This window comes from Pseudomonas sp. GW458-11-26-14-LB4, assembly GCF_059423925.1.
The window spans coordinates 71,992-85,688 of sequence record NZ_JBWKYU010000010.1 but is presented as its reverse complement, the minus strand read 5'-3'; the positions used below and the strand labels follow the sequence as shown (position 1 = coordinate 85,688).

14 protein-coding genes are annotated in these 13,697 nt (G+C 60.3%); 6 read left to right on the top strand and 8 right to left on the bottom strand.

Going from position 1 to position 13,697, the window contains the following annotated elements; all coding sequences use genetic code 11:
* Positions 1-33 precede the first annotated feature (33 nt).
* Both AC07XZ_RS15165 and AC07XZ_RS15160 read right to left on the bottom strand, forming a co-directional pair.
* Positions 34-1,107, bottom strand: a complete 1,074-nt coding sequence (locus AC07XZ_RS15165; protein ID WP_007950395.1) for an AI-2E family transporter — start codon at positions 1,105-1,107, stop codon at positions 34-36.
* A gap of 35 nt (positions 1,108-1,142) precedes the next feature.
* Positions 1,143-2,201: a DUF2066 domain-containing protein gene (locus AC07XZ_RS15160; RefSeq protein WP_102687976.1), complete on the bottom strand. Its 1,059-nt coding sequence runs from the start codon at positions 2,199-2,201 to the stop codon at positions 1,143-1,145.
* 375 nt (positions 2,202-2,576) lie between these two features.
* Between AC07XZ_RS15160 and purM the strand changes: the two genes are divergently transcribed.
* Genes purM through AC07XZ_RS15145 form a run of 3 tightly spaced genes read left to right on the top strand, consistent with a single transcriptional unit; the run spans position 2,577 to position 5,007 of the window.
* Entirely contained in the window at positions 2,577-3,635 is a 1,059-nt protein-coding gene (gene purM / locus AC07XZ_RS15155; protein WP_007950393.1) for a phosphoribosylformylglycinamidine cyclo-ligase, read from the top strand.
* Positions 3,635-4,285, top strand: a complete 651-nt coding sequence (purN, locus tag AC07XZ_RS15150; RefSeq protein WP_085608847.1) for a phosphoribosylglycinamide formyltransferase — start codon at positions 3,635-3,637, stop codon at positions 4,283-4,285. The genes purM and purN overlap by 1 nt, the downstream gene beginning before the upstream one ends.
* Before the next feature lie 8 nt (positions 4,286-4,293).
* Positions 4,294-5,007: a DUF3108 domain-containing protein gene (locus tag AC07XZ_RS15145; protein WP_085747072.1), complete on the top strand. Its 714-nt coding sequence runs from the start codon at positions 4,294-4,296 to the stop codon at positions 5,005-5,007.
* A gap of 53 nt (positions 5,008-5,060) precedes the next feature.
* Here the strand turns inward: AC07XZ_RS15145 and AC07XZ_RS15140 are convergent, their stop codons facing one another.
* On the bottom strand, positions 5,061-6,686 hold the full coding sequence (locus AC07XZ_RS15140; RefSeq protein ID WP_102687975.1) for a methyl-accepting chemotaxis protein: 1,626 nt from the start codon (positions 6,684-6,686) through the stop codon (positions 5,061-5,063).
* A gap of 130 nt (positions 6,687-6,816) precedes the next feature.
* On the bottom strand, positions 6,817-7,872 hold the full coding sequence (locus AC07XZ_RS15135) for an amidohydrolase family protein (RefSeq protein ID WP_102687974.1): 1,056 nt from the start codon (positions 7,870-7,872) through the stop codon (positions 6,817-6,819).
* A 129-nt stretch (positions 7,873-8,001) separates the two neighbouring features.
* Here AC07XZ_RS15135 and AC07XZ_RS15130 point away from each other — a divergent pair, with 129 nt between their 5' ends.
* A complete protein-coding gene (locus AC07XZ_RS15130) occupies positions 8,002-8,418 on the top strand; it encodes an OsmC family protein (protein WP_039769799.1) in 417 nt (138 codons plus the stop codon).
* 61 nt (positions 8,419-8,479) lie between these two features.
* On the top strand, positions 8,480-9,346 hold the full coding sequence (locus AC07XZ_RS15125) for a pirin family protein (protein WP_085747075.1): 867 nt from the start codon (positions 8,480-8,482) through the stop codon (positions 9,344-9,346).
* 201 nt (positions 9,347-9,547) lie between these two features.
* On the opposite strand, the gene AC07XZ_RS15120 is transcribed toward AC07XZ_RS15125, so the two are convergent.
* The 4 genes from AC07XZ_RS15120 to AC07XZ_RS15105 all read right to left on the bottom strand — a co-directional run bounded on the left by AC07XZ_RS15120 (position 9,548) and on the right by AC07XZ_RS15105 (position 13,256).
* Positions 9,548-10,276, bottom strand: a complete 729-nt coding sequence (locus tag AC07XZ_RS15120) for a dienelactone hydrolase family protein (protein ID WP_102687973.1) — start codon at positions 10,274-10,276, stop codon at positions 9,548-9,550.
* Between the two features lie 68 nt (positions 10,277-10,344).
* On the bottom strand, positions 10,345-12,249 hold the full coding sequence (gene htpG, locus AC07XZ_RS15115; protein WP_173892790.1) for a molecular chaperone HtpG: 1,905 nt from the start codon (positions 12,247-12,249) through the stop codon (positions 10,345-10,347).
* Between the two features lie 81 nt (positions 12,250-12,330).
* Complete coding sequence (locus AC07XZ_RS15110; protein ID WP_007959014.1) at positions 12,331-12,783, bottom strand: PaaI family thioesterase; 453 nt, start codon at positions 12,781-12,783, stop codon at positions 12,331-12,333.
* Positions 12,780-13,256 (bottom strand): PaaI family thioesterase, encoded by a 477-nt coding sequence (locus AC07XZ_RS15105; RefSeq protein ID WP_102687971.1) that lies wholly within the window; start codon positions 13,254-13,256, stop codon positions 12,780-12,782. Before AC07XZ_RS15105 ends, AC07XZ_RS15110 begins: the two co-directional genes overlap by 4 nt.
* A 158-nt stretch (positions 13,257-13,414) precedes the next feature.
* Between AC07XZ_RS15105 and AC07XZ_RS15100 the strand changes: the two genes are divergently transcribed.
* Complete coding sequence (locus AC07XZ_RS15100) at positions 13,415-13,651, top strand: hypothetical protein (protein ID WP_102687970.1); 237 nt, start codon at positions 13,415-13,417, stop codon at positions 13,649-13,651.
* Positions 13,652-13,697 lie beyond the last annotated feature (46 nt).

Genomic DNA, 13,697 nt, shown 5'->3' with positions numbered 1-13,697 from the left:
CCGGCAATCCACCAGGCAGCCCGCGCGCCACGATTACAACTCCGGCTCATCCACCCCGCTATAGATGTCGGAATCCTTGTACAGATCGTGAACGTGTCGCACCAGCACCATGATCACCGCCGCCACCGGCAATGCCAGCAGCACACCGGTGAAGCCGAACAGCTCGCCACCGGCCAGAATCGCGAAGATCACCGCCACCGGATGCAGACCGATCCGGTCCCCCACCAGCAACGGCGTCAGCACCATGCCTTCCAGCGCCTGACCGACCATGAACACCGCGACGATTCCGATCATCGGATACAGATCGCCACCGAACTGGAACAACCCGGCAATCAGCGCGGCGCCAATACCGATCACGAACCCCATGTACGGAACGATCGCCGCCAGCCCTGCTATCAGACCGATCAACAGACCCAGTTCCAACCCGACAATCATCAGGCCGGCCGCATAGATCACACCCAAGGCCAGCATCACCAGCAACTGCCCGCGCACGAACGCGCCCAGCACCTCATGGCATTCACCCGCCAGCGCCACCACGCGCTCTTCGCGATCACGGGGCAACAGGCCGCGGATCTTGGCCATCATCACGTCCCAGTCGCGCAGCAGGTAAAAGCTCACCACCGGGATCAGCACCAGATTCGCCAGCCAGCCGATCAGCGCCAGGCTCGAAGCCGTCGCCTGACTCAGCACTACACCGACGATGTCGGTGGTCTGGCCCATGTGTTCGCTGATCGCGGCCTTGACCTTGTCGAACTTCCAGAAGCCGTCCGACAGCCCCAGCTTCGATTGCGCCCACGGCACGGCGGTGTGTTGCAACCAGTCGAGCATTTGCGGCGCCAGCTCATACAGCCGCAGCAATTGCTTGGCGAGCATCGGCACCAGCACCAGCAACAGCGCGGTGACGATCAGGGTGAACAAGGCGAACACCGTGATCACACCCCAGGTGCGGGACAACCCCAGGCGCTCCAGACGATCAACGAGCGGATCGAACAGATACGCGAGCAACAGCGCCACCAGAAACGGCGTGAGGATCGGATGCAGCAACCAGACAAACGCGCAAAGCAGGAGCACCCCACCGAGCCAGAACCAACGCCGCGTATCGGCCATGTAACACTCCATTGCTTATATATAAGAAAGAAAACCTACCAGCGGAACCGCAAGGACGGCGCCGCCGGTGTCGGCGTCGGCGCAGCAACTGGCGGCGCCCCGGCGACCGCAGGCTGAGGCGCAGCGACCGGAGCCGGCGCCTCGGCCGGAAGTTCCTGCAACTTCGCCAGCGACAATTGCGCTCGCAATTGATCGGCACTGCCGTTGACCCGATAGAGGATGCGATCGGCATCGACACTCTGCAGACGCACGCCGAACGGTTCGAGTAACCGCAGCAGCGCTGCGTAGTGCTCCAGATTCATGCCCTGCACTTCCAGGGTCTGCTGGCCGGACGCGCCCGGCTTGGCCACAAAGCGTGGCGCCAGACGTTCAGTGACCGCCAGCATCACCGCATCGGCCACCGCGGCCTGATCCGCGCCCTGCACGTTGCCCCCCTCTTTTTTGTCGCCCAGCCACAATTGCCATTTGGCCTGCCACTGCCCGCTTTCTTCGCGAGCATGCACGGCGAGCAAGGCGTCAGCGTTGTAGCGCTCGGAAGCGTTGCGCAGCGGCGCCGGGTCGGCTCCCTCGAGCGCTGGCGCCGTGGCGACCAATTGCTCGCTCAAGTCCGCCAGCGGCAGGCGCAACGGCAAACCACGGTGCTGGGCCGCGCGGCGCAACGGTGCGGCACTGGCCTGACCGTCACCCACCAGACTCGAACCCTCGGTCGAATCGTTCAGCCACCAGCTCAGGATCGAGGGCCGGTTGGCACCCCACAGCGCCAGCCCGGCGCGGCGCAACGCCTGCTCGGTGGTTCCCGGATCGAAATCGACTTTCAGCACTTCCGGCGGCCCAGCATCGAAACCGAACTGACTGATGATCTGCTGCGGATCCTTGCGAACCGGCGCCAGCCCCGGGTTCTGCGGGGCTTTCGGGTCGCCGGTCAGCCGCAGCACCAGCGTATCCAGCGCAGCCTGGGTCGCGCGATCACGCTCCTCCGGCGACTGACCCGTGACCGGTTCGCGCACCTGATAAAGACCTTTGAGATTTTCGGCCTGGCTCGCCAGGCTGATCAGAGACAAGCCACCTACTAACAGCCATTTACAAAAACGCATGGAGAATTCCCGTCGACAAGAGCGGCTGGAACAGGCCGCGTGCACCGTTGTGGCAAGCCTGTGACCACAGGCCGTCGCAAAACATTCACACGCGGTCGGTAAGTTTTTGCACAGTCCTAACGATAGACGGTTCCTTATACAGGCACCCGTGATGTCGCCCACAGCGTCAATTGCAAAATTTTTCCACCGATATGCCCCTGCCCGTCGGCGTGAGGATGGCCGCTGCCCCTCAAGCCTGATAAAATCGCGCGCCTTCGCAGACCGGCAACAGCCGGGCACCCCGAACTTCGCGTGAGGCAATCGCCCCTGTCGGATTCGGCGTTCCCGCTGAACTCGGTCGTTACCCCTGAATCCCCTCCCCTAAAGGCCTGGATCATGAGCAAGCAACCCTCCCTGAGCTACAAGGACGCCGGTGTAGACATCGACGCCGGTGAAGCATTGGTCGAACGCATCAAGAGCGTCGCCAAGCGCACTGCGCGCCCGGAAGTCATGGGCGGCCTGGGCGGTTTCGGCGCCCTCTGCGAGATCCCGGCCGGTTACAAACAGCCGGTGCTGGTTTCCGGTACTGACGGCGTGGGCACCAAGCTGCGCCTGGCGCTTAACCTGAACAAGCACGACAGCATCGGCCAGGACCTGGTCGCCATGTGCGTCAACGATCTGGTGGTGTGCGGCGCCGAGCCGCTGTTCTTCCTCGACTACTACGCCACCGGCAAGCTGAACGTCGACGTGGCCGCCACTGTGGTCACCGGTATCGGTGCAGGCTGCGAACTGGCTGGCTGCTCGCTGGTCGGCGGCGAAACCGCTGAAATGCCTGGCATGTACGAAGGCGAAGACTACGACCTGGCCGGTTTCTGCGTCGGTGTCGTGGAAAAAGCCGAAATCATCGACGGCTCGAAAGTCGCCACCGGTGACGCCCTGATCGCCCTGCCATCGTCCGGTCCGCACTCCAACGGCTACTCGCTGATCCGCAAGATCATCGAAGTGTCCGGTGCCGACATCGAAACCGTTCAGCTCGACGGCAAGCCACTGACCGAACTGCTGATGGCCCCGACCCGCATCTACGTGAAGCCGCTGCTCAAGCTGATCAAGGACACCGGCGCCGTCAAGGCCATGGCCCACATCACCGGTGGCGGCCTGCTGGACAACATCCCGCGCGTTCTGCCAAAAGGCGCTCAAGCCGTGGTTGACGTGGCCAGCTGGAACCGCCCGGCCGTCTTCGACTGGCTGCAAGAGAAAGGCAACGTCGACGAAACCGAAATGCACCGCGTGCTGAACTGCGGCGTGGGCATGGTGATCTGCGTGGCTCAGGAACACGTTGAAGTGGCCCTGAACACCCTGCGTGACGCCGGCGAGCAGCCTTGGGTCATCGGTCAGATCGCTGTCGCTGCCGAAGGCGCGGCTCAGGTCGAACTGAAGAACCTCAAGGCTCACTGATGTCCCAGACCTGTGATGTCGTGGTGCTGTTGTCCGGCACCGGCAGTAACTTGCAGGCCCTGATCGACAGCACGCGGACCGGCGACAGCCCGGTCCGCATCGCTGCGGTGATTTCCAACCGCGCCGACGCCTACGGCCTGCAACGCGCCAGTGACGCGGGTATCGCCACCCGCTCGCTGGATCACAAGGGATTCGAGGGCCGCGAGGCCTTCGATACCGCGCTGATCGAACTGATCGACGAATTCAACCCCAAACTCGTGGTACTGGCCGGCTTCATGCGCATTCTCAGCGCTGACTTCGTCCGTCACTACCAGGGTCGCCTGCTCAACATCCACCCGTCGCTGCTACCCAAATACAAAGGGTTACACACGCATCAGCGCGCGCTGGAAGCCGGCGACGCCGAACACGGCTGCTCCGTGCACTTCGTCACCGAGGAACTCGATGGCGGACCACTGGTCGTACAGGCAGTAATACCGGTAGAGTTGCACGATTCGCCGCAAAGTCTGGCGCAACGGGTTCACGTTCAGGAACACCTGATCTACCCGATGGCCGTACGCTGGTTCGCCGAAGGACGGCTGAGCCTCGGCGAGCAAGGTGCTTTACTGGATGGCCAGCTACTCGGGGCCAGCGGTCACTTGATTCGAAACTAGGAGATTTTATGCGTCGCGCCCTGCTCTTCGCTTGCGCTCTGCTCGCCCTGCCTTTTGCCCAGGCGGCAGACCTTCAACCGTTCTCCGCCAGCTACACCGCAGACTGGAAGCAGTTGCCCATGAGCGGCACTGCAGAACGCAGTCTGACCAAGGAAGCCAACGGCGTCTGGAAGCTCAGCTTCAAGGCCTCGATGATGATTGCCAGCCTGTCCGAGGAAAGCACCCTCACCCTGGACAAGGACACCCTGCTGCCACAGTCCTACCACTTCGAACGCGGTGGTCTGGGCAAGGCGAAAAAGGCTGACCTGGACTTCGACTGGGCCAACAAGCTGGTGACCGGCACCGACCGCGGCGACGCGGTGAAAATCCCGCTCAACCGCGGCATGGTCGACAAATCCACCTATCAACTGGCGCTGCAGCATGACGTGGCCGCCGGCAAGAAAAGCATGAGCTATCAGGTGGTCGATGATGGTGAAGTCGATACCTACGACTTCCGCGTGCTGGGTTCTGAGAAAGTCGAAACCAAGGCTGGCCAGATCGATGCGATCAAGGTCGAGCGCGTCCGCGATCCGACACAAAGCAAGCGCATCACCGTCCTGTGGTTCGCCAAGGACTGGGATTACCTGCTGGTTCGCCTGCAACAGGTCGAAACCGACGGCAAGGAGTACAACATCATGCTCCTCGACGGCACGGTCAACGGCAAGACGGTCAAAGGCAGCTGATTCAACGAAAAGCCCCGCAAACGCGGGGCTTTTTTTCGCCTGCCGAACGCTGATCAAACCGAGAACTTGGCGACCATGCTGTTCAGATCCACCGCCAGCCGCGACAACTCCTGACTCGCGGCACTGGTCTGATTGGCCCCGGCCGAGGTCTGCATCGCCAGGTCACGAATGTTCATCAGGTTGCGATCGACTTCCCGCGCCACGGCCGCCTGCTCTTCCGACGCACTGGCGATCACCAGGTTGCGCTCGTTGATCAAGGTGAACGCCGAAGCAATTTCCTCCAGCGCCACGCCAGCCGCCTTCGCCAACTCCAGGGTCGAGCGCGCCCGAACGTTGCTCTGTTGCATCGAGCTGACCGCCGAATCGGTGCCCTGCTGGATGCCGCCGATCATCTGTTCGATCTCCTGCGTCGATTGCTGAGTGCGATGGGCCAGCGCCCGCACCTCGTCCGCCACCACCGCAAAACCCCGCCCGGCATCCCCCGCTCGCGCAGCCTCGATCGCCGCGTTCAACGCCAGCAGATTAGTCTGTTCGGCAATCGAGCGGATCACATCCAGCACCTTGCTGATGCTGTAGACCTTCTGCGCCAGATCTTCCACCTGCGTGGCATTCGCCGTGACATCGTCCGCCAGCAACTCGATGGACGATACCGTCTGCTGGACCTGCTCGCGACCATGCTGGGCAATGCGATCAGACTCACGGGAAGCCTCGGAAGTCGCGACGGCATTGCTCGCCACCTCCTCCACCGCGGCGGTCATCTGATTGACCGCCGTGGCCGCCTGTTCAATTTCCAGGCTCTGCTGGTGCAGCCCTCGCGTCGCGTCTTCGGTGACGCAGCTCAACTCCTCCGAGGCCGAAGCCAGTTGACTGGAGGACTCCGAGATCCGGCGGATGGTGTCACGCAGGTTGTACTGCATGCTCTTGAGCGCGTGCAGCAGCCGCGCTGGCTCGTCCTTGCCGGAAATGCTGATATCACCTGTCAGATCGCCACCGGCCACCACTTCCGCCACATTGAGCGATTGCGACAGCGGCAGCACGATGCTGCGGGTCAGCAATAACGCCAGCGCGATGGTAATCAGCGCAGTGATGCCGATCATCACCCCGACCCACACCCGCGAGCTGGTGAACACCAGCCGTGCGGCCTCTGTGGCGAGGTTGGCGTTGTGCTTGTTCAGTTCGACCAATTCACGCAGGGTCACTGCAATCTCATCCGCCAGCGGACTCATCTGCCCGTTGAGAATGGCGGCCGCCTCCTCCACTCGTCCCTGAGCAGATAACGTCATCACCTGCGCCTGAAACTCCAGGTACTTGTGTTCGGCAACCTTGAAGCGGTCGAACAGCGCGCGCTCTTCGGGCAATACGATCAGGACGTCGTAACGCTGCTGGGCTTCGCTCAGCACACCGCGCAAATCATTGAGCTTGGCCACATTCTGATCCAGCGCCTGCGGATCGCGATTGAGCAACAGGCGCATGGTCAGCGCACGCAGGCGCAGCATGTCCTGACTCATCTCGCCCACCGCCATCACGCTGGGCAGCCAGTTATTGTCGACCTCGTCGGATTGCGCGCGCATGTTCGACATCTGCAGCAGGGCAAACGCGCCAAGGGCAAACACCATCAGCGCCAGTACGCCAAAACCCAGCCCGGCTCGGGGCGCAATATTGAGACTACGGATACTCATTGCTCTGGTTCCTTCCAAAAGCGCTGCATCAACCCTGCAGCTGGTTGCTCTAGAAGGTATCGGCCCTTTGGAAAATTGCGTAAGACCAAAACGTGATATCAAAAGGCCTTAATACTTCGAACCTGGAGCATTAACGATTCAGCGCGGTTTTGCCGGACTTGAGCGCTGTTCGCGGCAATATCCCCAGGAAGTTGTCCCGTGCGATTTTTTTCGCGACCGCCTCAGGCAAGGCGTCGAGAAACGGCTTGAAACCATGGATTTCCTTGCCGAGTTTGTTGAATCGCCCGACCACGTCCGAACCGATCATGAAGCGATCCGGATAGCGCTCCACCAATTGCACCCACTCGGCTCGCGGCTGGCTCTTTTCGTCCAGCAGATAAGGCGTCAGCAGGCTCCACGACAGATCGATGAACAGGTTCGGATACGCCTCCAGCATTCGGGTAAGGGTCGGCAGCAGAAAATCCAGCTGCGTCTGATGACGATGGATTTCAGCACTGGTGCCGGCATGCGCCCAGATAAACCGGGTGTGCGGATGATTACGCAGCGGCTCTTCGATTTCCTTCAGGTACAGCGGATTCTTCTCACGCTTGGAGGTGATGTTGGAATGCAGCATCACCGGCAGATCGTGCTCGGCGGCCAGGTGATAGATGCGGGTCATGGCTTCGTTATTGGCACGCGGCGTATCGCCGGAGGTCAGTGCGGTGAGGTCGTCGTGACGGGTGAAGACCTCGCCGATGCCCTGCCACAAGCCGGGATACAGATCGAGCATGCGCTGGATGTGCGTGGCGGAGTTCTTGTCGTTGGGGTTGAAGCCTGAAAGAAACGGGTGAAAGTACTGGCGTTGCTCAGGTGTCAGCTTCTGCACCGCGTCGGCGACGATCACGTCAGTCGCGCTGTACCAATAGGCATCGGCATCATCGCCAGCGTAATAACGCGGGCGCTTCGGCTCGTCTTCGTGCCATTTCTTCGCCACGGGAATGCCGGAAATCATCACGTGCTCAATGGAGTTTTCCTTCATGGCCGTGAGCAATTTCGGCATGCCGGCAGTTTCCTGGAAAAAATCCACGTAATGCAGGTGCGCGTCACTGTAGGTGTATTCCCGGGCACTGGCGGCGCCGGTGAAAGCCATCAGGCAGGCAAGGCTCAAACGAAACAAGGACACAAGCATTCTCCGGCAGACAGGCATAGCCTAGACCCTCGCCGGGCAATGAGGGTTCACCCGGCAAGAAAGTGGAACGCGCCTGTGTGGGAAATGCTCTATACCTGCAAGGTCTTTTTTGATCGAATCCCTTTTCCTACAGCTTGCGAGGTTCACATGACCGTTACCGTCAATACCGTGTCCGCCGAAGGTTTTCGCCACACCGTACAGATCGATGAGCATGAGCTGTTTACAGACGTCCCGACGACCGCCGGCGGCGAAGGCTCGGCTCCGGAGCCGCACGATTACTTCGACGCCGCCCTCGGCGCCTGCAAGGCTCTGACCCTGAAGCTGTACGCGAAGAAAAAGGACATCCCGCTGACCGGCGTCGGCGTTGAGGTCAAACGCGACAACAGCCAGGAACAGAAAGGCAAATACGCCCTGCACGTGACCCTCACCCTCAAAGGCGTGCTCACCGATGCCCAGCGCGAAGAACTGCTGCGCGTCGCCGATCGCTGCCCGATCCACAAGCTGATGACCACCAGCGAAGTCACCATCGAAACCCACGCCCCCGTCGGCTTCGACAGCCAGTAATCACCCCGACGATACCGGCGGGTTATGCTCCACGCATCACCCGCTCAGCCTGGAATGGACCATGGACACCCAACCCCTGATCATCCGCCCGCGCGCCGAAGACGTCGAAGGGCAGCCGATTCTGCGCCCGCTGCCGTCAGCCAAATGCCGCAGCGTCGGGCCTTTCGTGTTTTTCGACCACATGCTCGAAACGGTTTATCCGGCGGGCAAAGGCATGAACATCCGACAGCATCCGCACATCGGTCTGTCGACCCTCACGTATTTGTTCGACGGGCAGATCCAGCACAAGGACAGCCTGGGCTCCGATCAAGTGGTCAGCGCCGGCGATGTCAGCTGGATGACGGCCGGCACCGCGATCGCTCACGTCGAGCGCACGCCCGAACCGCTGTGGGAGCAAAGCTTCAAGATGCACGGCCTGCAAATCTGGCTCGCCTCGCCCAAGGATCACGAACAAGGCCCGGGGCATTACAGCCACCACCCGGCCTCGACCTTGCCGGTCAGCGATAACCTCGGCGTGCAGATCCGCATGATCGCCGGGTCAGGCTTTTGCCTGGAATCGCCGGTGCCGGTGCTTTCTCCTACGCTGTATGCCGAATTGAAGATGCAAACCGCGACCACACTGCTGATCCCGACCGAGCATGAAGAGCGGGCGCTGTACGTGTTGAGTGGTGATGTGCAGCTGAATGGCGAAGCGGTCGAACCCCATGCACTGGTGGTGTTGCCGACCGGGGAAGAGATGAGCCTGTTTGCCGAGAGCGACAGCCACGCGGTGTTGTTCGGCGGTGCGCCACTGGACGGGCCACGGAGGATCAACTGGAATTTTGTCGCGAGCGATCCGGCGGCGATCGATGAAGCGCGGCGCAAGTGGGCGGCCGGGGATTGGCCGACCGTGCCGGGGGAAGTCGAGCGGATTGAATTACCGCGTTAAACCGCCTGCCCTCACCCCAGCCCTCTCCCAGGAGGAGAGGGAGCCGACCGAGGTGTCTTATGTCATACATCGACCTGAAACACCGAGTCGATTATGGATTCGGTGATTCACTTTCAGGTCGATGCAACTCTCGAGAAACTTACGGTCAGTCCCCTCTCCCTCTGGGAGAGGGTTAGGGTGAGGGGCTTTTGCTCTTAGGCTTCAGCCCTTGAACACTTCTTCCAGCAAGTCATGCATCGACTTGAACGCGCGCGCTGCGGTCTTCGCGTCGTACATCATCTTGCCCGGAACATTGGCGTGCGGATCGGTGAACGAGTGCACCGCGCCGCCGTAGCTCAGCAACTGCCAGTCCACACCAGCAGCGTTCATCTCGTCTTCGAATGCCGGAAACTGCTCTTTCGGCACCAGCGGATCGGAAGCACCGTGCAGCACCAGCACCGAGCCCTTGATGTTCTTCGCGTCCGCCGGGTTCGGCGAATCCAGCGTGCCGTGGAACGACACCGCCGCTTTCACCGGCGCACCGGTGCGGGCCAGATCCAGCGCACAGCAACCGCCGAAGCAGAAGCCGAATACCGCCAGTTTCGAGGTATCGACCGCCGCCTCGCCCTGCTTCTGCAATTGTTCGAACGCGGCCTGCATACGCTTGCGCAGCAGCGCTCGGTCGTCCTTCAGCGGCATCATCGCCGCACCGGCCTGATCGGCATTCTGCGGACGCACCGCCTGGCCGTACACGTCAGCGATCAGCACCACATAACCCTTGGCCGCCACCGATTTGGCGATCTCTTCAGCGCCAGCGCTGACACCCATCCAGTTCGGCGCCATCAACAGACCCGGACGCGCGCCTTTATGCTCGGCGTCGAACGCCAGGCGACCTTCATAAGGCTGGCCGTCAATCTGATAGACCACGGAACGTACAGTGACTTGGCTCATTTCTGACTCCTGATTGGTTGAACACCAGAATGAAAAAACCCGCCGAAGCGGGTTTTTCTACAGTTTGATCAAGCGGACAGCTCGACCAGCAGCTTGTTCAGGCGGCTCACGTAAGCGGCCGGGTCTTTCAAGCTGTCGCCAGCCGCCAGCGCGGCCTGGTCGAAGAGGATGTGCGACAGGTCGCTGAAGCGATCTTCGCTGGCCTCGTTGTCGAGCTTCTCGATCAGCGGGTGACTCGGGTTGAATTCGAAGATCGGCTTCGAATCCGGCACCTTTTGCCCGCTGGCTTCGAGGATCTGACGCATTTGCAGACCCAGGTCCTGCTCGCCGATGGCCAGAATGGCCGGCGAATCGGTCAGGCGATGGGAAACCCGGACTTCGGCAACGGAATCGCCCAGTGCGGTTTTCAGACGCTCGACCAGACCTTCTTTCGACTTGGCGACTTCTTCTGCGGCCTTCTTGTCCTCTTCCGAGTCCAGGTTGCCCAGGTCCAGGTCACCGCGCGCGACGTCGACAAACGTCTTGCCGTCGAATTCGCTGAGGTAGCTCATCAGCCACTCGTCGATACGGTCGGTCAGCAGCAGCACTTCGATGCCTTTCTTGCGGAAGACTTCCAGGTGCGGGCTGTTCTTGACCTGCGCGTAGGTTTCGCCGGTGAGGTAGTAGATCTTGTCCTGACCTTCCTTGGCGCGCGCCAGGTACTCGGCCAGACCGACGATCTGCTCGCCATCGGTGCCGTTGGTCGATGCGAAACGCAGCAGACCGGCAATTTTTTCCTTGTTGGCGAAATCTTCTGCCGGGCCTTCTTTCATGACCTGACCGAAGTTTTTCCAGAAGCCCTTGTATTGCTCAGGCTCGTTCTTCGCCAGTTTTTCCAGCATGTCCAGCACGCGCTTGGTCAGCGCCGATTTCATCGAGTCGATGATCGGGTCTTTCTGCAGGATTTCCCGCGACACGTTCAGCGACAGGTCGTTGGAATCGACCACGCCTTTGATGAAGCGCAGGTACAGCGGCAGGAACGACTCGGCCTGATCCATCACGAACACGCGCTGCACGTACAGCTTCAGGCCTTTTGGCGCTTCACGCTGGTACAGATCGAACGGTGCGCGGGCCGGCACGTACAGCAGCGAGCTGTACTCGAGCTTGCCTTCGACCTTGTTGTGGCTCCACGACAGCGGATTTTCGAAGTCGTGGGCGATGTGTTTGTAGAACTCCTGGTATTCCTCGTCCTTCACTTCGGTGCGAGGACGGGTCCACAGAGCGCTGGCGCGGTTGACGGTTTCCCATTCAACTTCAGGCTTCTCTTCGCCTTCGGCAGCGGCCACTTCTTTCGGCAGCTCGATCGGCAGCGCGATGTGGTCGGAGTACTTCTTGATGATGTTGCGCAGACGCCAGCCATCGGCGAACTCGTCTTCACCGGATTTCAGGTGCAGAACGATGCGGGTGCCGCGCTCCGGCTTGTCGATGGTGGCGACTTCGAATTCGCCCTCGCCTTTCGACGACCAGTGCACGCCTTCGCTGGCGGCGGTGCCGGCGCGACGGCTGTACACGTCAACTTTGTCAGCGACGATGAAGGCCGAGTAGAAGCCCACACCGAACTGACCGATCAGGTGCGAATCCTTCTTCTGATCGCCGGACAGGTTTTTCATGAAATCGGCGGTGCCGGATTTGGCGATGGTACCCAGGTGGGTGATCACATCGTCACGGTTCATGCCGATGCCGTTGTCTTCGAGGGTGACGGTCTTGGCGTCCTTGTCGAAGCTCACACGGATTTTCAGTTCATCGCCACCTTCGAGCAACTCAGGCTTGGCCAGGGCTTCGAAGCGCAATTTGTCGACGGCGTCAGAGGCGTTCGAGATCAATTCGCGAAGGAAGATTTCCTTGTTGGAATACAGCGAATGGATCATGAGGTGCAGCAGTTGCTTCACCTCGGTCTGGAAGCCCAGGGTTTCCTTTTGAGTTTCCACACTCATGGTCATCAAACTCCAATCAGATGGCATTGGCCGCGACCTTGCTGGTCGGCGGCGGGTTGTTCTGTGAGTTGGGGGCGTGCTTCAGGATTTCAAGGGCTCATCGATTTTGAAGTGCGCGCGGGCAGTGGCAATCGGTTCGCTTTCGGTGCTTTGCCACGCCGTGACCGCGACGTTGGCCACCCGCCGGCCCTGACGGCAGACCTGACACCGGGCCCAGGTGTCGCGAAACTGCCCGGCCCGCAGGTAATCGAGGGAGAAATCGATAATCTTCGGCACACCCGGCGCGCCGGTGAAAATCAGCAGGTGCAGGGCCGCAGACAGCTCCATGAACCCGGCAATCACCCCGCCGTGGATCGCCGGCAATAAAGGGTTACCAATGTTGTCCTTGTTGGCCGGCAACTTGAACAGTAAATCATCACCGACTCGCGAGCACTCGACGCCGATGAGTCCGGCGTAGGGGATCAGTTTCAGCAGCGGCGCGTAGTCACCCTTCTCGTGGGCCTCTTGCAGCTGCTGCTTGAAATCATCGCTCATCGTTTTTCTCCCTTGATCGCGCCACCAAAGCCTTTGGTGCCTTTAAGGCCTTTGCCCATGCGCATGAAGGTGCCGACGACGTGGGCAATCGGCTGCTCGGGATCATCCTGATAGGCGAAGCCGCGAGCGAAGATCACATCGGTGGTGACTCGATAACATTGGGCGAAGCCATAGACGTCTTTATGCGGCTCGGCGGCGTGCATGTAGTCGATGCGCAGATCGAGGGTCGGGCAGACTTCGAATTCCGGCAGCACGCACAGGGTCGACATGCCGCACGCAGTGTCCATCAATGACGTGATCGCTCCGCCGTGGATGACGCCAGTCAGCGGGTTGCCGACGATTTGCTCACTGTACGGCAGCACCACCGTCAGGCCTTCGCTACTTGCGCTGTGCACCTTCAATCCCAGCACCTGACAGTGGCGCAAGGCCGAGAGAAACCGTGTCGCACGCTCAAAAACGGGGTTTTCGGCCATTTGATAATTACTCTTGTTAGTCGTCATTCCCAGTAGTGGAAAGAACAGCAAAAGTTCCATTGCAAAACAAACTTATATATCTGAAAGAAATGAGGAACTTAAGCCTTGGGCCTGAGCTCTTAAGGCCAGTAGTTATTTTCCATAAGGAGAAACACCCCATGCGTAAGACTTTAGCTATTGCCTTGATGTTGACCGCTTCCCTCGGTCTCGCTGCCTGCGATAAAAAATCCGAGGACAAAGCTCAAGATGCCAACCAACATGCTGAACAAGCTCAGCAAGACATGAACAAAGCTCAGGAAAAAGTGAACGACGCAGCGAAAGAAAACGCCGAAGCTGCCAAAGCTCAGGCCGAATCGAACGCTGCAGCGCAAGAAGAAGCTGCCAAGAAGCAATAAGCCGCTTCTCGATGGCAAAAAAGAACACCCGCCAAGTGCGGGTTTT